Source organism: Actinoalloteichus hymeniacidonis, from assembly GCF_014203365.1.
Lineage (GTDB): Bacteria > Actinomycetota > Actinomycetes > Mycobacteriales > Pseudonocardiaceae > Actinoalloteichus_A > Actinoalloteichus_A hymeniacidonis.
In genome coordinates, this window is record NZ_JACHIS010000001.1 from 6,033,842 (window position 1) to 6,056,233 (window position 22,392).

Consider the following 22,392-nt stretch of genomic DNA (forward strand, 5'->3'; position numbering starts at 1 on the left):
GACCATGATTCGGCACTTACTACCTACCCTCGCTCGCCAAGGACCGGCGGAGCGACGAGCTGCCCGTCGCCGAACACGTCGTCGGCCTCGACGAGGTAGTCGGCGCGCTTGTGCTCCTTGTCGTCCTCGCCTTCGGCGTTACGGCCTCGGGCTCCGCCGCCACCCATGCCGCCACCGGCACCACCGGCGCCGCCGGGAGCGCCAGGACCACCGAGACCGCCAGCGCCACCGGGTCCACCGGGACCACCGACGCCGCCGGGTCCACCGGCACCGCCCATGCCACCGGCACCGCCGCCGGGGCCGAAACCGCCACCTCCGAACCCACCACCGGGACCACCGAAGCCGCCGCCGAAGCCGGGACCGAAGCCGCCGCCAGCGCCAGGTCCGTACCCGGGGCCACCGAAGCCGGGGCCGCCGGCGCCTGGGCCACCGAAGCCGGGACCACCCGCGCCGGGACCGCCGAAGCCGGGACCACCAGGTCCGGGAATGCTCGGGCCGCCCGGGGTCGGGCCATTGAAGTCAGGGGAGATTCCCGGTGCCGGCCCAGGGGACGGCAGCGGGCCGGATCCGCCGCCACCGGGCAACGGGGTCGAGGGCGTCCCGGGCGGCGTCCAGACGCCGCCACCGGTGCCACCACCGGTTCCGCCGCCACCGGTGCCACCACCGATTCCACCACCGCCGGTGCTGCCACCTCCCGGAGCGTATGAGCCTCCGGACGGGCCGGAGTAGCCGCCCGAAGGCGGGCTGTAAGAGCCCCCTCCCCCGGGCACAGACGAGGTTCCCGGATTGCTCGATCCCGTAGACAGGGAGAAGTTGGCGCCCTCCGGCTGCTCGAAACCGGGAACCGCCATCAGGTTCTGGTTGGTGTTGGTCTGATAGCCCTGCATGACCTGCCGGGCTTCCTCGTTCTCCGCCTCGTAGGCGTCCATCCGATCGCTGTGACCGGTCCAGCCCGATGGCAGGACGTTCTCGATGAACCCGCTCTTGGACGGTTCGTCCCGGCCCTCGGGGACGCTGGTCATCGCGTTGAGGCGATAGTCCAGCTGGGTGTCCACGGAACCCGCGATGCCCTCGGCCTGGCTCTGTGCCTGCGTCGCGTAGCTCGCCAGCGGGTTCACCGCCGCCACCGAAGCGTCGGCCGCCGCACCGGTGTGGGCGGCCTGCGCCTTCTGCAACGCCGTCTCGACGTAGCTGCCGACATCGGCGTACCGGCTGCCCAGGTCGCGCCAGTCGCTCGCGATCTGCTGCAGTCCACGGCCATCGACACCCGACATGACCTCGGAGTGGATGGTCTTGGCGTCCTTGCCCTCCCAGGAGAGGCAGGTTGTCTGTAGGTTGAGCTCGCTCATCTCACCCTTCCCCCGTCAATTCGCATCGGGCAGCGTCGGCACGACGGCCGTCGCAACGTCGATGACTCCCGCGCAGGCGTCTTCATCAGAGCCGCTGCGGGTGTAGTTGAAGTCGATGTACTGCGTGTCCGAGATTCCGACGAACAGCGCGCAGGTGACGGACGGCTCGATCTCGTTCGCCCGCACCGCCGGGTAACCGGCGATCTCCATCGGTTCCCAGTCGCTGAACTGTGCTTCCTGGCTGTAGACGTCGTCGATCCCCTGGCCGCCATACCAACCGGCCAGGCTCACTCGGTTGCCCTCGTCGCCGGAGAACGCACACCGGCCCGCGCTTGCCGCGCTGTCCTCGTTGGGCTCACCAGCCGGGTCGAGGCCGTAGCTTGCCGCCACCTCGGGGGTGAGCAACGCGCAGATGTCGGTGCTCTCGATGTCCTTCGGGTTCTCGATGGCCGACTGCGACGAGTCGGAATCGTCGGGAGCCTCCGGCTGTCCGGTCTCCGATGTGGACTGGGTGGTGTCCGTGTTCGCGGTGTCGTCAGGGCTCGCCGCGCCGTCCTGTTCCGAGGAGCAGGAAGCGACCAGCAGTGCAGCCGCGAGCGCCACGCCTGCCATCGTCAACGAACGTGTGGAGGTCATTCGATTCCATCCCATGTGTCGAGGATCGACCTCGGTCAGCCTGCTGCGCCAGGCGGCAGGTGCGGGCTGTTCTCGTAGTACTCGCGCTGACGCCGCTCGCTCGGGGTCTCGCTCGCGGTGAACTGCGCGGCGTCGATGTTGCCCAGACCAAGCTGGTTCGCGTCCTCGACGTTGTGGTACTCCGCCAGCATCGCCTCGAAGCTCTCGATGGCGGCCTCGACGGCTTCGAGGTACGCCGCGTTCGCCGTGGCCAGCGAACCGGGATCCGGGCCGCCCGCGACCGAGGCCAACTGCACACCCGCATTGCTGCTCACGCCGTCGGATCCCGCGTTGGCCACCTCGCCGGCCAGGTCACGGGCCATTTCCTGCAGCTCGATGATCTGGTCACGCGCCTCTTTGAGGTCTGCGATGGCCTGCGGCAGCCGCTCCGGGTCAAGCTCGAACTTCCCGCTCATGACGCGTCCTCCAGAAACGCGGTACCAATGATCGATCTCAACGCCACGCCCCCCAGGGCTTTTAGTTGTCAGGTTTGATGAACGCAACCTAGGACGCGATCGCGTTCCCGTCGGTTCCCACTCGCACAGAGGAGTTTCGGCTCGGATGCTACACCCGAGTGCGGACTCTGACGGGTGAAAACTAACGAACCCCTTCACGCCACGTGAACCCACGCCAGGACACCGCACGCAGCCCGACCCAAGGCGACGGAGCGGCACGCCGACTCCGGAACGACGCCCCGCCCCTCGATCACCCCGCGCAGTCGATCACCACTGACGCCGAAGCCCCTGCATACGACTGCATAACCAAATGGAAACGGCTGTTAACGGGGTAACGCGGGGGCTCGATAGCCAAGGCGTCGACAGCCGCACGATTTGCGGGCGACCTGGGGATGTTAAGAATTCACTCGTTTCACGGTAACTGACAGGTGACGACATGGATACACGCGTTGACCTGCGCAACCTGCTGTTAGTAAGTTTCCCACCGTGACTAAGCGTTATGCCGAGGGCGCGGCAGCAGAGGGCAGCCCATTGGTCCGCATCAGATCGCTCCTCCCTGGCCTCGCTCGAGCCGAACAGCGAGTCGCCCAGGTCGTGCTGGACAACCCAGCAGGCGTGACGCACAACAGCATCACCGAGGTCGCGGAAGCCGCAGGCACCAGCGAGACGACCGTGACCAGGTTCTGCAAGGCCATCGGAGTGCGCGGTTACCCCGAACTCCGATTGGCGCTGGCCGCGGAGAACGCCAGGACGGCGAGCCACGACGAACAGCAGCTCGGCGGCGAGATCGGCCCGGACGACAGCCTGCGCGATGTGATCGACAAGGTGTCCTATGCCGACACCAGGGCGGTCAAGGAGACCGCTGAGCAGATCGACGTCGCCACGCTGCAAGCCGTGGTGGACGCCGTCTCCCGAGCGCGACGAGTGGACGTCTACGGCGTCGGCGCAAGCGCGTTCGTCGCACTGGACCTGCAACAGAAGCTGCACCGCATCGGCCGCACCTGCTTCGCCTGGAGCGACAAGCACATCGCATTGACCTCGGCGGCGGTGCTCGGCACGGACGATGTGGCGATCGGCATCTCGCACACCGGATCGACCATCGACGTCGTCGACTCCTTACACGTCGCCAGGGCACGCGGCGCGAAGACGGTCGCGGTCACGAACTACCCGAGATCTCCGATCACCGAGGCCGCCGACCACGTACTGACCACGGCGGCCCGCGAAACGACATTCCGCTCCGGTGCGATGTCCAGCCGGATCGCCCAGCTGACCATGATCGATTACCTGTTCATCGGGGTGGCCCAGCAGCACTACGACAGCGCGCAGGAGGCCCTGGAGGTGACCTACGCCGCGGTCGTGGGTCAACGCCTGGGTGCTCGACCCGATGGCAGGCGCCGACCGAGGGACGGTAACCGATGAGGACACGAGCGCACCTGAGCTGCATCCGAGTGGACTCCCCCACCGAAGCACGCAATCCGAACACCATGGACATCGACCGGGTGTCCTCGCTGGAGGTTCTCCGGCTGATCAACGACGAGGACCGGTTGGTTCCCGACGCGGTCGCCGAGGTGCTCCCCCAGCTGGCCGATGCGGTGGATCTCGCGGTGCAGGCACTGCGTGCGGGTGGTCGGGTGCATTACGTCGGCGCAGGGACGTCCGGTCGGCTCGCGGTACTCGACGCGGCGGAGCTGATCCCGACGTACAACATGCCTGCGGGCTGGTTCGTCGCGCACCAGGCAGGCGGAGCGTCCGCCTTCGTCCACGCGGTCGAAGGTGCCGAGGACGATGCCGATGCGGGCGCCACCCAGATTCGTGGGCAGGTCGGCGAGAACGACTTCGTCCTCGGTCTGACCGCCTCCGGTCGCACGCCCTTCGTGTTGGGGGCGCTCAGCGCCGCTCGCAGTCTGGGCGCCGCCACCGGATTGGTCTCGGCGAACCCGGCCAACGCCGCAGCGGTGGAGATCGCCGCCGACGTGGTGATCGCGGTGAACACCGGCCCGGAGGCGATCGCCGGTTCGACCAGGATGAAGGCGGGCACGGCTCAGAAATTGATCCTGACCGCGTTCTCCACGGCGGTGATGGTGCGGCTCGGCCGGACCTACTCCAACCTGATGATCAGCATGGTCGCCTCGAACGCGAAATTGCGCGGCCGCACGCTGACCATCCTGCAGGAGGCCACCGGGGCCGACGAGCTGACCTGCGAGACGGCCTTGATGCAGGCGGGCGGCGAGGTGAAGACTGCGCTGGTAACGCTGCTCACCGGTGCCGACATCGAGGAGACGCGGGCGGCGTTGCTTCGGACCGACGGGCATGTGCGGGAGGCGTTGACCGCGTTGGCGCAGCCCACCAACTGATCGGAAGTACCAGGGATGCGGATCGCATTGGGCCAGCTCACCGCTGGCACCGACCCGGAGGACAACCTCGACGCAGTGGCGGCGGCGGTGCAGGATGCCGCCGCCCGAGGCGCCCGTGTCCTCGTGTTGCCGGAGGCGACGATGGCGCGGTTCGGCATCCCGCTCGGCCCGATCGCCCAACCGCTGGACGGTCCGTGGGCGACCCGGGTGCGTCAGATCGCCGCCGAGGCCGGGATCGTGGTGGTCGCCGGGATGTTCGTCCCCGCCGCTGATGGCCGGGTCCGCAACACCATGCTGATCGTCGGACCGGGCATCGACACCGCCTACGACAAGATCCACCTGTTCGATGCCTTCGGATTCGCCGAATCGGACACCGTCGCCCCCGGGCAACACCCGGTCTCCTTCACCATCGACGACGTGACCTTCGGCGTCGCCACCTGTTACGACCTGCGTTTTCCCGGCTTGTTCCAGGCCATGGCCGACCAGGGCGCCCAGGTGATGCTGGTCGGTGCATCGTGGGGGTTCGGCCCCGGCAAACGCGAACAGTGGGAGCTGCTGTGCCGCGCGCGGGCACTGGATTCGACGTCCTGGCTACTCGCCTGCGGACAGGCCGATCCGAGCACGACCGGTGAGCGTCCGTCGGGGCGGGCGCCCACCGGTATCGGCTTCAGTTCGGTGATATCGCCGCTGGGCGAACTCCGCGAGCAACTCGGTGCCGAGCCCGGACTGCTGGTCACCGAGCTGGATCTCACCGAGGTTGCCCAGGCCAGGAAGACGATCCCAGTGCTGGCCAACCGCCGGTTCTGAAACAACAGTCGCGGCGCCGCGATCAAACGGCAGTCAGCACACCTCGTCGGGTCACCGACGAGGTCAGTAGTCCAGCGGCGGCCACGATTGGCCGGTGCGTAGCCGCCAAGCGCCATCCGCACAGCTGAGGCAGGTTCGGTCGACTACCCGAACAGCCCGTTGATTCGGGGTGAGCACGCAGATCTCCACCCCGCAGAACGCGGTCACGATCGTGCCGGGATCGGGCCGCTCGCCGGGCGAACCGTGCCGGTCCCACACCATGCCCTTGGCTGGACGGATTACCTCCCAGAACAACGATGCGCCCTGATCGACCAATGCCATTGAGAACTCCTCATGCAGCAGCGGGGATCAACACGCCGGAGAGCACGGTGCGATAGCCCGCTTGAACGGAGACGATCGGAGGGCGGGGGAAGGCCGAGCGGACGGCGGGATCCGGAGCCTCGGCCTTCCCCGCATACGGACCACGCTCGCGGGGGACGAGCGCGGTCGTGGACTTCGGAAGTGCCGGGATCGCGATCGGTGGCGGCAGTTCGTTACAGCGTTCACGCAGTTCGGAAACCGTGAGACAACCCGTCACCCGACGCAGCCGCTCCTGAGCTCGATTTCGGCTACGCGGCAGGACATGCCGCGAGACGTCGCCGAGCCGGGTGCGCGAGGAACTGCGGCTCCGACGTCGCCGGGGTCTGGACCGCTGTTGGGGGCGGTAGCCGACCCAGGTCGCCCACACTCCGGTCACCACACAGGTAAACCCCATCAGTGCCAGCACGCCCATCGGGTTGTTCACGAAGCACCTCGATTCTGTTTCCTGATTCAGAATCGACCCATCGGCAGGGATGGTCAATCCCTCGATCAGGTAAAGGAGTAACACCACCGACGTTCGTAGAGTGTCTCCATGCCGCGTATGAGAGAACCGGGCGGAACTCCCCAGGCCATGGCGCTCGGTGCCGCCCTACGAGAACTGCGGCAATCCTCCGGTCTCAGCCAACATCAGGTGGCACAACAGACCGGTCTAGAGAAATCGAGCATCGGCCGCTGGGAACGCGGCGATCGAGTGCCACGTCCCGAGGACACCGCGACATACCTTGCGGCAGTGCACTGCTCGCCCACCGAGCGCGAAGAACTCCTCTCGATGACCCGCGACGCCGCCCATGATGATTCAAGCTGGGTCACAACCGGAATCCCGGACGGAGCAAAGGCCCGAGCAGCGCTACAACGCTTCGAGTCGCTGGCGCTCCACATCACAGACGCTGAACCGTTGTTGATTCCCGGACTACTGCAAACATCCGAGTACGCGAGAGCGATGATGAGCGCAGGCGGCATACCCGCCACCGAGATCGAACCACGGCTACAGCTGAGGTCGCAGCGCCAAGGAATTCTGAGTGGTGCGACGCCCAAGGCGCTCACCGTGTTCCTCGGAGCGGGCGCTCTCGATCAGCAGATCGGTGGTCCCGCAGTGATGGCGGCTCAGCTTCGGCAACTCGTCGAGCTGGGGAAGCGCCCCAACATAGTCGTTCGAGTCGTTCCACACGCTGCCGGTTGGACGCCGCTTCTCGAAGGCTCCTTCGTTCTCTTCGAGTTCCACAAAGGTGTTCACATCGTGCATCTCGAACACCATCGCTCCTCGCTGTTCCTTCATCGTCAGTCGGATGTCGCGGCCTACCAACGAGCTGCCGTTAGCCTTGGGACGATCGCGATGGCAGAGACAACATCACTCGATCTCGTCGCCGACCGAGCACGAACCTTGGAGGCAACATGTCGGGAAAGCAGCTGAGCTGGCGAAAGTCCACCCGCAGCGGAACCGACACCAACTGCGTCGAGGTCGGCTTAGCCGAGGACGTGGTCGGCCTACGCGACACCAAGAATCGGGACGGCGGCACGCTTGTCGTCAGCCGTACCCGCTTCACGGCACTGCTCACCGCAGTCAAAACCGGGCGCTTATCCGCACGTCGGTGATCAGCGAAGCCGCTCCTTTAGTCCTCGCGGCTGCGGCGGAGGCGTTTGACGTCGCTGCGCCGCTTCTTCGCGTCGAGTCGGCGCCGCTGTGAACCCCGAGAGGGCTTGGTGGGTCTGCGCTTGGCCGGTTCGGGGGCGACGGCGTCCCGTAGGGCCATCGCCAGTCGGGCGCGGGCGGCCTCGCGGTTGCGCAGCTGCGAGCGGTGTTCGGAGGCGGCGATGGTGAGGACGCCGTCGACCAGTCTGCCCGCGAGTCGGTCGAGCGCTCTGGCCTGCCGTTCCGGGCTGAACACCGTGGTCGAGGCCAGGTCGAAGGACAGCTCGACTCTGGAGTCGGTGGTGTTCACTCCCTGCCCGCCGGGGCCGCTGGACCGGGAGAACCGCCACCGCAGCTCGGCGGCCGGGATGGCCGTCGAGCCGATGATGTGCAGGTCCTCGTTCATGCCTCCAGCATCCCCCATCGACCGCGTCCGCGTCATCCGAGTTCCTCCCGACCAGCGGCTAAACGGCTCGCGCAGAGCGGAGAGGAAAGCGGCCGGCACGACGACCTCCGCGATGAAACGAGGAGGAGGTCATGCCGACCGCCTGCGATAAGCCGGTCGATCAGCCTTCGTCGGTGGGCTTCGCCAGTCCGGAGGAGATCAGCTTCATCACCGAGGAGTCCTGCAGGGTGGTGACGTCGCCCAGTTCCCGGTTCTCCGCGACATCCCGCAGCAACCGCCGCATGATCTTGCCGGAACGAGTCTTCGGCAGCTCCGGCACGACCAGGATCTGACGCGGCTTGGCGATCGGTCCGATCTCCTTCGAGACATGGTCGCGCAGCTGCTTGACCAGTGCGTCCCCGTCATCCGCCTCTCCCCCGCGCAGGATCACGAAGGCCACGATTCCCTGACCGGTCGTGGGATCCGCGGCGCCGACCACGGCGGCCTCGGCCACCGAGGGGTGCGAGACCAACGCGGATTCGACCTCGGTGGTGGAGATCCGGTGGCCGGACACGTTCATCACGTCGTCGACGCGGCCCAACAGCCAGATCGCACCATCGGAGTCGTACTTGGCCCCATCGCCCGCGAAGTAGATCGGGCCTGCTTCGGAGCTGAACCGCGACCAGTAGGTGTCGCGATACCGCTGTTCATCGCCCCAGATGCCGCGCAGCATTCCCGGCCACGGCTGGTCGAGCACCAGATAGCCGCCCCCGCCCCAGCCGACCTCGGCGCCGTTCTCGTCGACGATCTTCGCCGAGATGCCGGGCAGGGTTCCCATCGCCGACCCCGGCTTGGTGGCGGTGACGCCGGGCAGCGGCGAGATCATGATCCCGCCGGTCTCGGTCTGCCACCAGGTGTCGACCACCGGAGTCGTCGAGGAACCGATGTGCTCCCGGTACCACATCCACGCCTCGGGGTTGATCGGCTCGCCCACGCTGCCGAGCACCCGCAGCGAGGACAGGTCGTACCGCGCGGGGATCTCGTTGCCCCACTTCATGAAGGTGCGGATCGTGGTGGGGGCCGTGTAGAGGATCGAGACACGGTAGCGCTGGACGATCTCCCACCAGCGTCCCTCGTGCGGGGTGTTGGGGGTTCCCTCGTACATCACCGAGGTCGCGCGGTTGGCCAGCGGTCCGTAGACGATGTAGGAGTGGCCGGTCACCCAGCCCACATCGGCGCCACACCAGTACACATCGGTGTCCGGCTTGAGGTCGAAGACGTTGTGGTGCGTGTAGGCGGCCTGGGTGAGGTAGCCGCCGGAGGTGTGCAGAATGCCCTTCGGGTTTCCGGTGGTGCCCGAGGTGTAGAGGATGAACAGCGGATGCTCGGCGTCGAAGGCCTCGGGGGTGTGCTCCTCGGACTGCGTGTCGACCAGCTCGTGCCACCACACGTCGCGGTCGGCGTTCCACTCGACGTCGTTGCCGGTGCGACGGACCACCAGGACGTTGCGGACGGAGTCGGCATCCCGGACCGCGATGTCGACGTTCTCCTTGAGCCCCAACGCCTTGCCGCGACGGTTCTGGCCGTCGCTGGTGATCACCAGGGCGGCCTGCGCGTCATCGATCCTGGTGCGCAGTGCCTCGGCGGAGAAACCACCGAACACGACGCTGTGGGTGAGCCCCAACCGCGCGCAGGCCAGCATCGAGAAGACGGCTTCCGGGATCATCGGCAGGTAGATCGCGACCCGGTCACCGGTCTGCAGGCCGAGTGAGATCAGCGCGTTGGCGGTCTTGGAGACCTCGCGTTGCAGGTCGGCGTAGGTGATCGTGCGGGTGTCGCCCGGTTCGCCCTCCCAGTGGATGGCGACCTGCTCACCGTGACCCGCCTCGACATGCCGGTCGATGCAGTTGTAGGCGACGTTCAACCGGCCACCGACGAACCACTTCGCGAACGGGGCGTCCGACCAGTCGAGGACCTGGCTCCACCGGGTCTCCCAGTGCAGCCGGTCGGCCTGGTTCGCCCAGAAGGCCTCGCGGTCGGCCGCCGCCTCGTCGTAGAGGGCCTGGGTCGCGTTGGCGGCGCGAGCGAACTCCTCGCTCGGCGAAAAGGTCCTGCTCTCCTCGAGCAGGTTGTCCAGGGTTGCGGCGCTGCTGGGCCCGGACTCGGCAGCACCGGACTGCTGGGTCATCGCGAAGGACCTCCCTAGAGTGATCGAACGAACATCTGTTGGTGCTGACCGTAGACCGAACAAGGCGTTCGGGACAGGACCAAACCCAACAGGTCCAGACCAATCTTCGTTCGGTGGACCCCGGCGACCGGCGGCGGCAGCGGATGCCCGTCTGTGATCCCGATCCGCGTCGTGAGTACTGTCCGCCCGTGGACGATCCTCTAGGACCTCTCCTGGACCTGCCCGGTGTGGCCGACTCCGTTCGCGCCGCCCGAGACGCGGTCGACGCGGTACACGCGCATCCGGCCAATCGCCGAGGCTGGGCGGTGTCGGCGGCCGAGGCCTCGGTCCGTGCGGCGCGTGCCTCGGCGGCGATCGACGGCGCGGACGTCGATCTGCCGGCCGACGGACCGGTGACCGACCCGCTGACCGCGGGTTCGCTGCGGGTCGCGGAGTCGATCGGTGCGTTGCTGGGCACCTGGCAGCGGGCGCCGCTGCAGGCGTTGGCCCGTCTGCATCTACTCGCCGCCGCCGATCTGGTTCCGGCGGAACGCGACGACCTACTCGGCAGGCCGCGCGCCGACGACTCGGTCTCGACCCGGCTGGACCTCCTCGCCGGACTGGTCAGCGGCGGCACCTCGGTACCCGGCCCGGTCATGGTCGCCGTCGTGCACGGCGAACTACTCGCATTGAACGCCTTCGGCACGGCGGACGGCATCGTCGCCAGGGCTGCCGCCCGGTTGACCGCGATCGGTTCGGGTCTGGACCCGAAGGGGCTCGCGGTGCCGGAGGTCGCGTATCTGCGCAAGCTGCCCGCCTACCGGGCCGCCGCCGAGGGATTCGCCAGCGGAGAGCCCGGTGGCATCGCCGCCTGGATCAAACACTGCTGCGCGGCCATCGAATCCGGTGCGCGGGAGGGGAAGTCCATCGCCGATGCGCAGGGCTGAGCTTCGGCGGGGCTTACACAGCGTCGACCCGGCCGGTCGAATGACCGCCATTCGGTGACAAGGCCATCGGTACCGGAACCATCCGGACGTCGCTTACATCTATGACTATGCGGAGGTGCGCCGATCGTCGCGCACCAAGTGACGTTTTCGGAAAGGCGCTGCCATGCAACCAGACCAATGGCTGGCTCAATACGATGCCACGCTTCAACAAGCCAAGGCCAAAGCCGATTCCGTGACGGAACAGGTCGGCCAGGTTGCCGGTTCCGCCAGCTCACCCGACGGCACGGTTACGGTCCGGGTGAACCCCAGCGGGGGTCTTCTCGATCTGAAGCTGACCAACGCCATCCGGAGCCAGGACCCCGATCGCTTGGCCTCGGCGATTCTCGATTGTGCTCGCCGAGCCCAGCGAGATGCCGCAGGCAAGGTCGTCGAGGTCATGCAGGACGTCTTCGGCGAGGGCGAGACGTTGGACTTCGTCAAGAGCCAACTTCCCCAGGGCTACTCGGGCGACGGGACAGATGAACCGACAAATCCGGCCCGCCGACCTAGTGGTGACGATGACGACTTCGGCAATGACTCTTACCTGAGGCGATCATGAGCGATACCTTCGAAGCCGATCCGGAACGGATCCGTGCGCATTCGAGCAAGGTCCTCGGTCTCGCAAGCCGGATGGACACGGCCAACGGTGCCGCCGACGAGACACTGGACAGTAACGCATTCGGGATCTTCGGTCAGTTTCTCGCCATCGGCTGCGTCATACAGGGCGCTGCGGTGAAGGGCGTGCTCGGCGTCGGAGCGGGCAGCGTGCACCTCGGCAACACCGCGCTGGAAGCCACCGCCTCCACCTACGAGGGAATCGAACAGATCAGTGAATCCCTGTTCCAGGGAGGAAAGTAATGACGTCTCAGGGTGATCTCGTCGTCGACGCCGACGAAGCGGCGGCGCAGGCCGAGGCGAGCAATACCGCAAGTTCGTTCAGCGGCGCAGGCGGCATCGAAAACGTCGACAGTGTGGTGCGCGGCATCGAGAACGGTGACTGGGACACCGTCGGCCTCAGCGCCGCCGGTGTCGGTCTCGACGCACTCGGGCTCGTCGCCGATCCACTCGGAACCCTGTTCAGCTGGGGTTTCGGCTGGATGATCGAGAATGTGCCGTTCCTCCGCGAGCCGTTCGACGCTCTGATGGGTAATCCCGATGCCATCGCAGGCTCGGCGGCGACTTGGACCAATATCGGAACCGAAGTCAAGTCGGTCGCCACGGATTACCGGGCATCAATCGCCGAGACCAGCGACTGGACCGGATTGGCAGGCGACTCCTATCGGGCCTTGGCCGGTGTCCACGCCGACGGGATCGAGCAGGTCGGGGAAGCGGCCAGTGGCATGGCAAGCGCGGTACAAGGCGCTGGAGTACTGGTCGGCGCAGTGCGGGGCATCGTCCGCGACCTCATCGCTCAAGCATGCGGCGACATCGCGGCGGCCTTCGTCAAATGGGGGATAGCCAGTCTGCTCACGGCGGGGATCGCTGTTGGCGGCATGGTCGCCGACGGAATTCGGCTCGCACTGAAATGGGCCGACAAGATCCGCGAATGGGTAGACAAGCTGGGTACCGCACTGACCAACCTGCTCTCCAAACTCGACGAACTCGGGAGCGGCACCCACCAGATCGGTACCAAGATCGGGAACTTCTTCCAGAACGCGCAGGCACCCGGCAGCGCAACGATCGCCGACTCGGCTCCCACACCCAACATCACCTTGGAAAGCCTCACCGATGGCACGAACTTCAAACCATCCTTCAGCTCACCGAATTCGGTCCTGCCTACCGGTGAAACCGGCAACATCCCCGTCTTCACCCCTGGCGATGACTACGGGGTGATCAAGACCGGCTATGAAGGCATCAAGGAAGGTGCCAAGATCGACGATGGAATAGACGCGCAAAACGACAACTGACCACCGACGACGGCGGAGACGATGGAGATATTCGGTCGCTTGTTACGGCTGGTTCTTGGCTTGCTGCTCGCTGCGGGCATCCTGCTCGCAAGCCTCACCATCGTCTTCGCCTTCGATCGCAGCGTCGGCGAGGGCAACGCGACGGCCACCGTCCAGTCGTGCGAACGATCCGGGCCTATCACCCGCTTCGGTTTCGGCTACCGAACGAGCTGTGTCATCGACGTTCGGGCCGATGACGGTCGAACCTGGTCCGGGGTCCGCCGCGATGACACCTTCGCCGTCGAGGACGTCGGCGACTCGGTCCGGATCGTCGGGCTCACCCGGCCGCGCAGCCCCAGCGAGAGCCTGTGGTTGGTCCAGAAGGAGAACACCGGCATCTCCGGCTGGCTGTGGTGGCCGCTGGCCTTTCTGGGAATCATCGGCGGCGGTCTGGCCGCCCTGATGGTGGTGGTGCACTCGCTGCTCGGCTTGTCCTCCCCCGAGGAACGCGCCAAGCGCAAGGCCGAGGCCAAGGCAACCGCCGAAGCCAATCGGGCCGAGCGGGAGGCCAAGGATCAGCGGTTCAAGGAGCACATCGCGCAGGTCAACGCCGCCAACGCCGAACGTCGGCGACAACGGCGCGCAGCGAAGGAAGCCGCGCGGCGCGGGCATTCCTGAGCGAGCACCCGCGCCACAACGCTCAGCTCTTCTTGCGCTTGGCCAGCAATCCCTTCAGGTCCTTCCATACCGTGCGGAAGGCGACGAAGACCAACAGCAGGCCGAACAACACATCGGACAACAGCGGGTTCATCACCACCGACCACTGGGTGGTGGCCACCGTGGCCAGGATTCCCGAGCAGCCGATCCACATCGCATCGCGCAACGAACCATTGCCCAGTCGAAGGTTTCGGCTGCCGCCGAGAATCGACGTCGGCAGGATGACCAGCAGCGAGGTTCCCTTGGCCAGCGCGGCGGGCACTCCGAAACCGAGCTGCATCACCGGCACCATCACGGCGCCACCGCCGATGCCCGCCAGCGCGGCGATCACGCCGATCAGCACACCGATGGGCAGCAACAACGCCAACCGCCACCACTCGTGCGACATCTCACCGGTGGCGACACCGGGGTCGAGCAGCAGCCGGGCAGCGGTCACAAGCGAGATGCCAGCGAAGAACCAGCGCAGTGCGGCCAACGGCACCTTGTTGAGCAGATGGGCGCCGATCCACGCGCCGATCATGGAGCCGACGGCCAGCGGCAAGGCGAAACGCAGATCGATCTGACCGTGTGCCGAGTAGCCGAGGACTCCGGCGACGGCCAGCGGTCCGAGCGCCAGCAACGAGGTCGCCACGGCCTGGCGCTGATCCCGGCCGCACCAGGCGACCAACAGCGGCACGATCGCCACCCCACCGCCGATGCCGAACAGTCCGGACAGGGCACCCGCGATGAGTCCGATCGCCACCAGCACCGGCCATCGCGCTGGAGCGCGTCGGACCGGCTCCTCGTTCTGCTGCGTCACGCCAGCAACATACGCGGGCAGACGACATATCCACCTCTTCGATGACCGACGCCACGTCGAGAGGTCTACCAGCGGCAACGGTCGCTTCACCTCGGGCGGGCCCGGATTCGGGCACCCGTCGGCCGTCGGAGGCACCGTCGATGCTCATCGATTGTTCGTCGAGCACACCGAGGTTAGGGTGACGGACGGTGCGCGGCCCGCCCAATCGGGGAACCGGGTCAGACCTCATGCCAACCGGATCGAACGGGAGCTGCGAACACCGTGTCGGATGAAGCCGATAAGCCAGCCGAGACGGCCGCTCCCCGAGGCGGATTCGGTGATTTCCTCCGCAGCGAGACCGTCAGCGGCATGGTGCTGCTCGTCGCGGCCGCCGTGGCATTGGTCCTGGCGAACTCACCACTGAGCGGCTTCTACGAATCGGTCCGCGACTTCGAGATCGGTCCGGAATCCCTCGGGCTGCATCTGAGCATCGGCGACTGGGCCAAGGACGCGCTGCTCGCGATCTTCTTCTTCGTCGTCGGCATCGAGCTCAAACGCGAATTCGTCGTCGGCGAGCTGTCCAATCCCCGGGCGGCGGCCCTGCCGGTCATCGCCGCACTCGGCGGGATGGTGACGCCGGCGCTGCTGTCCCTGCTGGTCAGCTGGGGCGCGCCGGGTTCGGGCTCGGCCTGGGCGGTGCCGATGGCCACCGATATCGCCTTCGCGGTCGGGGTGCTCGCGGTGGCGGGTTCGCGACTGCCGACCAGCGCTCGGATCTTCCTGCTGAGCCTCGCCGTCGTCGACGACCTCGGTGCTATCGCCGTCATCGCGGTGCTGTTCACCAGCGGTCTGAGCCTACTTGCGTTGGCCGCCGCTGCGGCGTTCTGCGCGGTGTACTGGTTCTGCCAGCGGCGGCGGATCACCTCGCCGCTGATCTACATCCCGCTCGCCATCGCGACCTGGATCGCGGTGCACGAGGCCGGGGTGCACGCCACCATCGCGGGCGTGCTGCTCGGCCTGCTCACCCGAGTCCGGGCCGACAAGGACGAGGAGCACTCCCCGGTCGACCGGCTCGAACATCGACTGCGGCCCTGGTCTGCGGGCTTCGCGCTTCCGGTGTTCGCCTTGTTCGCGGCCGGTGTGCCGATCGGCGGCGACGCACTGGCCGCGATCGCCGAGGACCGCGTGGCGCTGTCCATCATCGTCGGGTTGGTGCTGGGCAAACTGATCGGTATCACCGGTTTCTCCTGGCTGGCGGTGAAACTCGGCATCGCCAAGGCACCGCGAGGACTGCGTTGGGCCGACGTCAGCGCCATGGCCTTGCTCGGCGGAATCGGTTTCACCGTCGCACTGTTGATGGCCGAACTCGCCCTGACCGACGCACAATCCGAACGGGCGAAGGCCGCAGTGCTGATCGCCTCGGGTGTCGCGGCGGTGCTCTCGATCATCGTGTTGCGACTGCGGGTGCGGTATTACCGGCGGCTGGGCCAAGACCAGGCGACAACCGCGATGAATACCGCAGGCGACGATCTTGGGTGATCACAGCCATTGTCCGTGTCTGCACGGCGGGCGTTGGGCTTCATGGGACGATGAATAGGTGAGCAGCGCAGGACACGACCCCAAGAGACAACAGGACTGGGAAGGTCTGCCGCCCGTCCACTCCATCCCGTTGTCGGAGGAGAACGAGACCCACGCGGGCGCGGGCGACCGCTCCTTGGGCGGGCTGGTGCGAGAAGCCAGCGTGCACCTCTCCACCCTGATCAGGGCCGAGGTGGAACTGGCGAGGCAGGAGATCGCCGCCGAGGTGCGCAAGGGGGTCCGAGGCAGTGTCTTCTTCATCCTCGCGCTGACCGTCCTGGCCTTCAGCTCCTTCTTCCTGTTCTTCACCGCCGCCGAACTGCTGTCGGTCTGGCTGCCTCGGTGGGCGGGCTTCGGCATCGTCTTCCTGGTAATGCTGCTGGTGGCGGCGTGGTTGGCCTTCCTCGGTTACCGCCGGGTGCGCAAGATCCGCAAGCCGGAACGCACCATCCAGTCGGTTCGCGACACCGCATCGCGGTTGCGTAGCGGCCAGGAGAACGAGGCAGCCCCGGACTCCGCGACGGAGTACCGGGCCGAGTCGGTCCGCTGAACGACCACCACCCGGTGCGGTCACTTCCCGATCCCTCGACGTCCAGGGTCAGCGGACCATGGACGCATCACGACGTCTCCGCGAACGGGATCTCGCTGCATGTCGCATCGGCCGGTGAGGGCCCGCTTGTACTGCTGGTGCACGGGTTCCCGGAGTTCTGGTGGGCTTGGCGCGGACAGCTCATGGCCTTGGCCGACGCCGGATTCCGAGCGGTGGCGGTCGACCTGCGCGGCTACGGAGACTCGGACAAACCGCCGAGGGGTTACGACGGTTGGACCTTGGCCGGTGATCTCGCCGGGTTGATCAAGGCGCTCGGCGAACGGCGGGCCGCGTTGGTGGGTCACGGCTGGGGCGGCTTGCTCGCTTGGACGACGGCGGCGCTGCACCCTCGTCTGGTGAGTTCGCTCAGCGTGCTCTCCGCACCGCATCCGCTGGCGCTGCGGCGCGCACTGGCGCTGGGCCTCACTCGGCCGTGGCGTCGAGCGGAACGAGCGCAGGTCACGGCGGCCAGCCATCTGTTCCGCGCGCAGCTGCCCACGCTGCCGGAGGCGTGGTTGACCAAGGACGGCGGGGCCAGTGTCGAGAGGTTGATCCGCGCCTGGTCGGGTCCGAAGTGGCCACAGGCCCCGGAGTTCGAGGAGGTCGTGCGCCGCAACCGGTCCGCGATGCTGGTCCCCGGCGTCGCGCACTCCTCGATGGAGTACTACCGGTGGGCGGTGCGCTCCCAGCTGCGTGGCGAAGGCGGCCGGTTCGCCGAGGCGGTGGACCGCAGGCTCACCGTTCCGGTGCTCCGGGTGCAGGGCGGGCTCGACCCATGGATGCGGGCGAGCACCTCGGCCGCCTCCACCGCGTGGACCGGACCGAACTCGATCTACCGCGAGCTCTCCGACGTCGGGCATTTCCCGCACCAGGAGGCGCCGCACGCCACCAACCGCTTGCTCATCAAGTTCCTGACCGGCGAACTGCGGGACTGACCGCGACCTCGGCCGCCGCCGATCACCCGTACGAAGCGCGATCGGCGGCGAACCCACAGCCGGTTGGAACTACGAGGAGCACTGCCCGGTGCCCACCGGATCGACCAGATCCGGGGCGGCCGCGACCTCGTCGGCTATCTCGTCGTTGGTGAGCACGAAGCCGGTCTCCTCGTCGTCGACGGCCGCGCCGAAGACCATGCCCTGCACCCGGCCGTCCGGGTCGATCAGCGGGCCACCCGAGTTACCGCTGCGCACATCGGATCGGACCGTGTAGACCTCGCGGGTGACGGTCGTGCTGTCGTAGATGTCCGGTCCCCGCAGGTTGAACAGCTGCCGGATCCGGGCCGCCGAAGCCCGATAGTCGCCGCCCAGCGGGTAGCCGAGCACGATGCCGTCGGCGCCCGCGGCGCTGGGCTCCTCGACGAACTCCAGGGGGGTGCCGAAGAAGTCGGGCACCGCGAGGATGGCGATGTCGCTCTCCGGGTCGTACAGGACGACGGTCGCGGGCAACCGCGCCTCGCCGACCTCGATGGAGACCTCCTCGGCGCCCGCCACGACGTGGGCATTGGTCATCACTCGCTGCTCGGACACCACGAACCCGGAACCGTTGAGCACCCGAGAGCACGAGGACGCCGTGCCGTGCACCTTGACCACGCTCTCCCGGACGGTCTGGACCGTGCGGCTGTTCTGCAACTCCGGGTCCGGCGGTTGGACCTCGGCGACGGGCGTACGCGAGAACGGGTCGAGCACCCCGGGGAAGCCGGAGCCGTCCAGCAGGCGGCGCAATTCGTCCGGAAGCGCCCTGGCCGCAGGCGGCATCACCTCGTCGACCGTGCCGAGCACCCGCGATTGGTTGACGGCACCTGCCAACCACGGCACGGTGTTCGCCGAGGTCAGCGGCAGTGCGATCAGCCAGGCGACCACGAAGACGGCCAGTCCTTGGAACACGCCGCCGAGCACGTTGTCGACCCAGCTCAGCTTCGGCGAGGTCATACGGGCCTTGATCGAGCGGCCGAGATAGACGCCCAGTACCTCGCCGAGGACCACCAGACCCAGTACCACGGCCAAGCCGACGAGCAACCGCCCGTTGGGCGCGTCGACGAGATCGGCGAGGGCCGGGGCGAGTAGCACGCCGCCGATCGCCCCGAGGATCACGCCTGCGAAGGCGAAGATCGCCACCACCGCGCCGTGCCGTACGCCGGACACGGCGGCGAACACCGCCATCAGGATGACGACGGCGTCGATCCAGTTCACCAGCCCGCCTCGCCGTCCGGAGTCGGCCCAGAGTCCACATCGCCCCACGCGTCGGCGAGATCACGCACGTCGGTGGCGTCCCACGGCTCGGCCCAACCGCCCAGCGACAGCAGGCTGGAGAGCAGCCCGGCGGTGAATCCCCAGACCAGCATGCCCGGTACGGCGAACGCCGGTCCGACATAGCCCGAGGGGTGTCGAACCTGGAAACGGTTGGTGGAGTCGGCGAGGTGCGCGAGAGGGACCCTGGCCACTGCGGCCGTCTCGTTGAAGTCCACCGGGGCCACCGGTGACGGGTTCAGCCAATGGCCGAGCACCGGCGTCACCAGGAACTTCGAGCGCGGGATGTAGAGCTCCGGCAGGAGCGCGACCGGCTTGATGCCGTTGCGCAGGACCCCGACCTCCTCGGCGGCCTCCCGCAACGCGACCTCGATGGGTCCGTTGTCCTCCGGCTCGGCGACCCCGCCGGGGAAGCCGACCTGGCCGGGGTGGTGGGTCAGTCCGTCGGAGCGTCGCAGCAACAGGACGTCCGGCCCGGTACCCGGCCCGCCACCGTCCTCACCGAAGAGGACCAGCACGGCCGCGGGCCGGGGGCTGTCCTCGCTCGGCGGCGGCGCGGCAGCCAGCATGGCGGGGTCGACCCGCCCGCTGGAGGCGATCAATCTGCTCAACCAGGCGGGGGCCTGTGCTGGATCTACCAAGGGGCCACCACGCCTTGCCTGGCTGCGTCCCCGACCTTCCTGAGTCATCAACTCTGCTCCAGATAGCGCGCCACGGCTTGCCGCACCTGTTCCGAGTCCTCGAACGGCACGGGCGGATCCACCCGGTGGATCGTGCCCTCCTGGTCCACCACGTAGTTCATCGGGATCCCCGGGGCGCGCAGTGCACGGATCACCACGTCGTCTCCATCATGGACCGATTGGAGATCGACATCGAGCTCGGCGAGTAACTCCAAGCCCGCGTCGTAGTCGCTGCGGGTCTGCAGCGCGAGCACCGGGATGGCATCGGGGTCTGCCGCGTATTCGGCGAGTACCGGCAGTTCCTCGCGGCAGGGCACGCACCAGGTCGCCCAGATGTTGACCAGCACGGGCCCGTCGGCCAGCAGCTCACCGAGGTCTTCCGACGAGCCATCCTGCGAGGACACCTCGATGCCCGCCAGGTCGGCGGCTCGACGCACGCCGGGCTCTTGGTCCGCCGAGTCGGTGGGGGGCTGTTCCGCGATGTTCGGCGGCGAGTCGTTGCCCCGGGGCCACAGCGCCACCATGCCCGCCACCGCGAGCACCAGCACGAGCACGGACCACCGCACGTTGGCGTTCATCGTGGATCACCGGCCGACTTCGCCTCGGCCGCCTCCGGCGGCGGCCCGGTGCTGCCCGCAGGCTCCGGCTCGGCGGGTTCGACGGGCTCCGCAGTGTCGGCTGCCGATTCGGCCAGCTCCTCATCCAACCCGGCCAACCGCAGCAAGCGCGGCGCCTCCACGCCCTTGACCAGTTTCGATGCCGCCTCGGGTTCGACGACTCCGGTGCCGAACGCGGGACAGTCCCGTGCGAGCAGGCAGGCGCCGCAGGCCGGTTTGCGGGAATGGCAGACCCGTCGGCCGTGGAAGATCACGCGGTGCGACAGCATCGTCCAGTCGCGGCGCGGGATCAGCTCGCCGATGGCGTGCTCGATCTTCACCGGATCGGTCAGAGCGGTCCAGCCCCAGCGCTGCACGAGCCTGCCGAAGTGCGTGTCGACCGTGATCCCCGGAACGTCGAAGGCGTTACCGAGGATGACGTTGGCGGTCTTGCGACCGATCCCGGGCAGTCGGACCAGCTCCGACAGGGTCGCGGGCAGTTCTCCGCCGTGCTTCTCCAGCAATGCGGCGCCGAGACCGATCAACGACGAGGTCTTGTTTCGGAAGAAGCCGGTGGGCCGGATGATCTCTTCGAGCTCGTGACGGTCGGCCCCCGCGTAGGCGGCGGCGTCCGGATAGGCGGCGAAGAGCATCGGGGTGACCTGGTTGACCCGACGGTCGGTGCATTGCGCCGAGAGGATCGTGGCGGCGGCCAGTTCGAGCGGGGTCGTGAAGTCGAGCTCGCAATGCGCATCCGGATACGCGTCGGCCAAGGCTCGATTCATCCGGCGCGCTCGGCGGACGAGTCCGAGCCGGGTCTCGGGCGTCCGGCGCCTGGGCCCGGTGGCGGGCTGAGCGCGGGAGCCACTGGTCTGCACGCCCACAGCCTACGGGCGAGGCCGAACGCCGTGTCCCGGCTCCACCATCTGGGTCAAGACCGACCACCCACCGGTTGGTTGTGCACACCCCCGACCAAGACCACCTAGCGTGATGAGTCACTATCAGATTCACCATGACTGCCTGGTTCGTTATCCTCGTTCCGCTCGTGATCATGTTCTTCGCGCTCTTCATGGAGCGCGTCGAATCACGTATCCGACATGTCTCGGTCCATGAGGACGACGTGGAGGAGCTCTTGGAGAACGCTCGTCCCGACGAGGTTCGTGCCCTGTTCGGCCAGGGAATCGGCCGGGCGTTGGAGCTGTTCCGACTTCGCCGTCGGGGCCGTTCCGGAAGGCTCAAGGCACGCAGACCACGCTGACCTCCACCCGTCGCCGCGCTCACGGAGACCGCAGGTAACGCGGTCTCCGTTACCGCGCAGTTAGACTGCACGGAGCGATCGGCGGCACCAGGCTGGCACTCGTAACGGAGAGTGTCCGCCTTGCGGTGACCGCCGCGTCTCGACAGGAGGGACGAGGTGGACGAGACCCTGGCCCGTGCGGGCATCTTCCAGGGTGTTGAGCCTGGAGCCGTGGAGGCTCTTACTCAGACGCTGGAGCCGGTGGAGTTCTCCCGTAGCCATGTGATCTTCACAGAGGGTGAGCCCGGCGACCGGTTGTACATCATCCAGTCCGGCAAGGTGAAGGTCGGCAGGAAATCGCCGGATGGCCGAGAGAACCTGCTCGCCATCATGGGTCCCTCAGACATGTTCGGAGAGTTGTCGATCTTCGATCCTGGACCGAGGACGTCCACGGCGACGACGGTCACCGAGGTGCGGGCGCTGAGCATGGATCGGCCTGCGCTTCGGGAGTGGATCAGTAAGCGACCGGAGATCGCCGAGCAGTTGCTCCGCGTGTTGGCCAGGAGGCTGCGCCGGACCAACAACATGCTCGCGGATCTGATCTTCACCGACGTGCCTGGCCGGGTGGCGAAGGCGCTGTTGCAGCTCGCGCAGCGTTTCGGCAGCCAAGAAGCAGGTCTGCTTCGGGTGACCCATGATCTGACCCAGGAGGAGATCGCCCAGTTCGTGGGTGCCTCCCGGGAGACCGTGAACAAGGCCCTCGCCGACTTCGCGCACCGTGGATGGTTGCGTTTGGAAGGCAAGAGCGTGTTGATCCTGGATCCGGAGCGGTTGGCTCGACGAGCCCGGTAGGCGACGAGAGAACTCAGAAAAAGAACGGAAGGACCGGGCGCCACCCCCGACGTGGCGCACCGGTC

The 22,392-nt window shown here is 67.4% G+C and carries 27 protein-coding genes; 15 read left to right on the plus strand and 12 right to left on the minus strand.

All coding sequences use genetic code 11. The features are described 5' to 3' along the window. Nucleotides 1-23: 23 nt before the first annotated feature. From BKA25_RS25805 to BKA25_RS25815, 3 genes are read right to left on the minus strand one after another with little or no spacing between them, the layout of a single operon-like run. A complete protein-coding gene (locus BKA25_RS25805) occupies nt 24-1,349 on the minus strand; it encodes a hypothetical protein (RefSeq protein ID WP_069845986.1) in 1,326 nt (441 codons plus the stop codon). Nucleotides 1,350-1,364: 15 nt separating this feature from the next. Beyond that, a complete protein-coding gene (locus BKA25_RS25810; protein ID WP_069845984.1) occupies nt 1,365-1,985 on the minus strand; it encodes a DUF3558 domain-containing protein in 621 nt (206 codons plus the stop codon). A 35-nt stretch (nt 1,986-2,020) separates the two neighbouring features. Next, nucleotides 2,021-2,440, minus strand: coding sequence for a hypothetical protein (locus BKA25_RS25815; protein WP_069845982.1), 420 nt, complete (start codon nt 2,438-2,440; stop codon nt 2,021-2,023). A 525-nt stretch (nt 2,441-2,965) separates the two neighbouring features. On the opposite strand from BKA25_RS25815, the gene BKA25_RS25820 reads away from it, so the two are divergent. Genes BKA25_RS25820 through BKA25_RS25830 form a run of 3 tightly spaced genes read left to right on the plus strand, consistent with a single transcriptional unit; the run spans nt 2,966 to nt 5,640 of the window. After that, nucleotides 2,966-3,898: a MurR/RpiR family transcriptional regulator gene (locus BKA25_RS25820; RefSeq protein ID WP_069845980.1), complete on the plus strand. Its 933-nt coding sequence runs from the start codon at nt 2,966-2,968 to the stop codon at nt 3,896-3,898. Further along, nucleotides 3,895-4,833 carry an N-acetylmuramic acid 6-phosphate etherase gene (murQ, locus tag BKA25_RS25825; protein WP_069845978.1) on the plus strand — a complete coding sequence of 313 codons (939 nt, stop codon included), beginning with the start codon at nt 3,895-3,897 and terminating at the stop codon, nt 4,831-4,833. Before BKA25_RS25820 ends, murQ begins: the two co-directional genes overlap by 4 nt. Before the next feature lie 15 nt (nt 4,834-4,848). Then, the gene (locus tag BKA25_RS25830) at nt 4,849-5,640 is read left to right on the plus strand and encodes a carbon-nitrogen hydrolase family protein (RefSeq protein WP_069845976.1); all 792 of its coding nucleotides are present in this window, start codon (nt 4,849-4,851) and stop codon (nt 5,638-5,640) included. Between the two features lie 63 nt (nt 5,641-5,703). On the opposite strand, the gene BKA25_RS25835 is transcribed toward BKA25_RS25830, so the two are convergent. Together BKA25_RS25835 and BKA25_RS25840 are read right to left on the minus strand one after the other, a co-directional pair. Continuing rightward, a complete protein-coding gene (locus BKA25_RS25835; RefSeq protein WP_069845974.1) occupies nt 5,704-5,961 on the minus strand; it encodes a hypothetical protein in 258 nt (85 codons plus the stop codon). 10 nt (nt 5,962-5,971) lie between these two features. Next, nucleotides 5,972-6,424 carry a hypothetical protein gene (locus BKA25_RS25840; protein ID WP_069845973.1) on the minus strand — a complete coding sequence of 151 codons (453 nt, stop codon included), beginning with the start codon at nt 6,422-6,424 and terminating at the stop codon, nt 5,972-5,974. 147 nt (nt 6,425-6,571) lie between these two features. On the opposite strand from BKA25_RS25840, the gene BKA25_RS25845 reads away from it, so the two are divergent. Together BKA25_RS25845 and BKA25_RS25850 are read left to right on the plus strand one after the other, a co-directional pair. Then, on the plus strand, nt 6,572-7,411 hold the full coding sequence (locus BKA25_RS25845) for a helix-turn-helix domain-containing protein (RefSeq protein WP_257786111.1): 840 nt from the start codon (nt 6,572-6,574) through the stop codon (nt 7,409-7,411). Continuing rightward, nucleotides 7,393-7,593 carry a DUF397 domain-containing protein gene (locus tag BKA25_RS25850; RefSeq protein WP_069845970.1) on the plus strand — a complete coding sequence of 67 codons (201 nt, stop codon included), beginning with the start codon at nt 7,393-7,395 and terminating at the stop codon, nt 7,591-7,593. Before BKA25_RS25845 ends, BKA25_RS25850 begins: the two co-directional genes overlap by 19 nt. A gap of 17 nt (nt 7,594-7,610) precedes the next feature. Here the strand turns inward: BKA25_RS25850 and arfB are convergent, their stop codons facing one another. Both arfB and acs read right to left on the minus strand, forming a co-directional pair. Beyond that, nucleotides 7,611-8,036 (minus strand): alternative ribosome rescue aminoacyl-tRNA hydrolase ArfB, encoded by a 426-nt coding sequence (gene arfB / locus BKA25_RS25855; protein WP_069845968.1) that lies wholly within the window; start codon nt 8,034-8,036, stop codon nt 7,611-7,613. A gap of 160 nt (nt 8,037-8,196) precedes the next feature. Next, nucleotides 8,197-10,203, minus strand: coding sequence for an acetate--CoA ligase (gene acs, locus BKA25_RS25860; RefSeq protein WP_069845966.1), 2,007 nt, complete (start codon nt 10,201-10,203; stop codon nt 8,197-8,199). A gap of 188 nt (nt 10,204-10,391) precedes the next feature. Here acs and BKA25_RS25865 point away from each other — a divergent pair, with 188 nt between their 5' ends. The 5 genes from BKA25_RS25865 to BKA25_RS25885 all read left to right on the plus strand — a co-directional run bounded on the left by BKA25_RS25865 (nt 10,392) and on the right by BKA25_RS25885 (nt 13,732). Continuing rightward, the gene (locus BKA25_RS25865) at nt 10,392-11,129 is read left to right on the plus strand and encodes an oxidoreductase (RefSeq protein WP_069853158.1); all 738 of its coding nucleotides are present in this window, start codon (nt 10,392-10,394) and stop codon (nt 11,127-11,129) included. A gap of 163 nt (nt 11,130-11,292) precedes the next feature. Then, the gene (locus BKA25_RS25870; RefSeq protein ID WP_069845965.1) at nt 11,293-11,727 is read left to right on the plus strand and encodes a YbaB/EbfC family nucleoid-associated protein; all 435 of its coding nucleotides are present in this window, start codon (nt 11,293-11,295) and stop codon (nt 11,725-11,727) included. After that, nucleotides 11,724-12,026 carry a hypothetical protein gene (locus BKA25_RS25875; protein WP_069845963.1) on the plus strand — a complete coding sequence of 101 codons (303 nt, stop codon included), beginning with the start codon at nt 11,724-11,726 and terminating at the stop codon, nt 12,024-12,026. The genes BKA25_RS25870 and BKA25_RS25875 overlap by 4 nt, the downstream gene beginning before the upstream one ends. 113 nt (nt 12,027-12,139) lie before the next feature. Beyond that, nucleotides 12,140-13,075, plus strand: a complete 936-nt coding sequence (locus BKA25_RS25880; RefSeq protein ID WP_236750446.1) for a hypothetical protein — start codon at nt 12,140-12,142, stop codon at nt 13,073-13,075. A gap of 21 nt (nt 13,076-13,096) precedes the next feature. Next, on the plus strand, nt 13,097-13,732 hold the full coding sequence (locus BKA25_RS25885; RefSeq protein WP_069845960.1) for a DUF6346 domain-containing protein: 636 nt from the start codon (nt 13,097-13,099) through the stop codon (nt 13,730-13,732). 22 nt (nt 13,733-13,754) lie between these two features. Here BKA25_RS25885 and BKA25_RS25890 read toward each other — a convergent pair whose 3' ends face one another. Continuing rightward, the gene (locus BKA25_RS25890; protein ID WP_084642386.1) at nt 13,755-14,705 is read right to left on the minus strand and encodes a sulfite exporter TauE/SafE family protein; all 951 of its coding nucleotides are present in this window, start codon (nt 14,703-14,705) and stop codon (nt 13,755-13,757) included. A 126-nt stretch (nt 14,706-14,831) separates the two neighbouring features. On the opposite strand from BKA25_RS25890, the gene nhaA reads away from it, so the two are divergent. Genes nhaA through BKA25_RS25905 form a run of 3 tightly spaced genes read left to right on the plus strand, consistent with a single transcriptional unit; the run spans nt 14,832 to nt 17,651 of the window. Beyond that, on the plus strand, nt 14,832-16,088 hold the full coding sequence (gene nhaA, locus BKA25_RS25895) for a Na+/H+ antiporter NhaA (RefSeq protein ID WP_069845958.1): 1,257 nt from the start codon (nt 14,832-14,834) through the stop codon (nt 16,086-16,088). Between the two features lie 58 nt (nt 16,089-16,146). Continuing rightward, complete coding sequence (locus BKA25_RS25900) at nt 16,147-16,677, plus strand: phage holin family protein (protein ID WP_069845957.1); 531 nt, start codon at nt 16,147-16,149, stop codon at nt 16,675-16,677. A gap of 14 nt (nt 16,678-16,691) precedes the next feature. Then, entirely contained in the window at nt 16,692-17,651 is a 960-nt protein-coding gene (locus tag BKA25_RS25905; protein ID WP_069845955.1) for an alpha/beta fold hydrolase, read from the plus strand. 69 nt (nt 17,652-17,720) lie between these two features. On the opposite strand, the gene BKA25_RS25910 is transcribed toward BKA25_RS25905, so the two are convergent. The 4 genes from BKA25_RS25910 to nth are packed head-to-tail and all read right to left on the minus strand — an operon-like array spanning nt 17,721 to nt 21,116. Further along, nucleotides 17,721-18,905, minus strand: coding sequence for a MarP family serine protease (locus BKA25_RS25910; RefSeq protein ID WP_069853156.1), 1,185 nt, complete (start codon nt 18,903-18,905; stop codon nt 17,721-17,723). Continuing rightward, nucleotides 18,902-19,651: an NUDIX hydrolase gene (locus BKA25_RS25915; RefSeq protein WP_069845953.1), complete on the minus strand. Its 750-nt coding sequence runs from the start codon at nt 19,649-19,651 to the stop codon at nt 18,902-18,904. The genes BKA25_RS25910 and BKA25_RS25915 overlap by 4 nt, the downstream gene beginning before the upstream one ends. After that, complete coding sequence (locus BKA25_RS25920; RefSeq protein WP_069845952.1) at nt 19,651-20,220, minus strand: TlpA family protein disulfide reductase; 570 nt, start codon at nt 20,218-20,220, stop codon at nt 19,651-19,653. The genes BKA25_RS25915 and BKA25_RS25920 overlap by 1 nt, the downstream gene beginning before the upstream one ends. Next, a complete protein-coding gene (gene nth, locus BKA25_RS25925) occupies nt 20,217-21,116 on the minus strand; it encodes an endonuclease III (RefSeq protein WP_311734512.1) in 900 nt (299 codons plus the stop codon). Before nth ends, BKA25_RS25920 begins: the two co-directional genes overlap by 4 nt. A gap of 134 nt (nt 21,117-21,250) precedes the next feature. Between nth and BKA25_RS25930 the strand changes: the two genes are divergently transcribed. Both BKA25_RS25930 and BKA25_RS25935 read left to right on the plus strand, forming a co-directional pair. Beyond that, nucleotides 21,251-21,496 (plus strand): hypothetical protein, encoded by a 246-nt coding sequence (locus BKA25_RS25930; RefSeq protein WP_069845950.1) that lies wholly within the window; start codon nt 21,251-21,253, stop codon nt 21,494-21,496. 156 nt (nt 21,497-21,652) lie between these two features. Continuing rightward, the gene (locus BKA25_RS25935; protein ID WP_069845948.1) at nt 21,653-22,327 is read left to right on the plus strand and encodes a Crp/Fnr family transcriptional regulator; all 675 of its coding nucleotides are present in this window, start codon (nt 21,653-21,655) and stop codon (nt 22,325-22,327) included. The last annotated feature ends 65 nt before the right edge of the window (nt 22,328-22,392 follow it).

Excerpts from the sequence above, each read along its gene's own strand:
- BKA25_RS25805 (WP_069845986.1), bottom strand. The coding sequence starts at position 1,349 with ATGAGCGAGCTCAACCTACAGACAACCTGCCTCTCCTGGGAGGGCAAG.
- BKA25_RS25810 (WP_069845984.1), bottom strand. The coding sequence starts at position 1,985 with ATGACCTCCACACGTTCGTTGACGATGGCAGGCGTGGCGCTCGCGGCT.
- BKA25_RS25815 (WP_069845982.1), bottom strand. The coding sequence starts at position 2,440 with ATGAGCGGGAAGTTCGAGCTTGACCCGGAGCGGCTGCCGCAGGCCATC.
- murQ (WP_069845978.1), top strand. The coding sequence starts at position 3,895 with ATGAGGACACGAGCGCACCTGAGCTGCATCCGAGTGGACTCCCCCACC.
- BKA25_RS25830 (WP_069845976.1), top strand. The coding sequence starts at position 4,849 with ATGCGGATCGCATTGGGCCAGCTCACCGCTGGCACCGACCCGGAGGAC.
- BKA25_RS25835 (WP_069845974.1), bottom strand. The coding sequence starts at position 5,961 with ATGGCATTGGTCGATCAGGGCGCATCGTTGTTCTGGGAGGTAATCCGT.
- BKA25_RS25845 (WP_257786111.1), top strand. The coding sequence starts at position 6,572 with ATGGCGCTCGGTGCCGCCCTACGAGAACTGCGGCAATCCTCCGGTCTC.
- BKA25_RS25850 (WP_069845970.1), top strand. The coding sequence starts at position 7,393 with ATGTCGGGAAAGCAGCTGAGCTGGCGAAAGTCCACCCGCAGCGGAACC.
- arfB (WP_069845968.1), bottom strand. The coding sequence starts at position 8,036 with ATGAACGAGGACCTGCACATCATCGGCTCGACGGCCATCCCGGCCGCC.
- acs (WP_069845966.1), bottom strand. The coding sequence starts at position 10,203 with ATGACCCAGCAGTCCGGTGCTGCCGAGTCCGGGCCCAGCAGCGCCGCA.
- BKA25_RS25870 (WP_069845965.1), top strand. The coding sequence starts at position 11,293 with ATGCAACCAGACCAATGGCTGGCTCAATACGATGCCACGCTTCAACAA.
- BKA25_RS25875 (WP_069845963.1), top strand. The coding sequence starts at position 11,724 with ATGAGCGATACCTTCGAAGCCGATCCGGAACGGATCCGTGCGCATTCG.
- BKA25_RS25885 (WP_069845960.1), top strand. The coding sequence starts at position 13,097 with ATGGAGATATTCGGTCGCTTGTTACGGCTGGTTCTTGGCTTGCTGCTC.
- BKA25_RS25915 (WP_069845953.1), bottom strand. The coding sequence starts at position 19,651 with ATGACTCAGGAAGGTCGGGGACGCAGCCAGGCAAGGCGTGGTGGCCCC.
- BKA25_RS25920 (WP_069845952.1), bottom strand. The coding sequence starts at position 20,220 with ATGAACGCCAACGTGCGGTGGTCCGTGCTCGTGCTGGTGCTCGCGGTG.
- BKA25_RS25930 (WP_069845950.1), top strand. The coding sequence starts at position 21,251 with ATGACTGCCTGGTTCGTTATCCTCGTTCCGCTCGTGATCATGTTCTTC.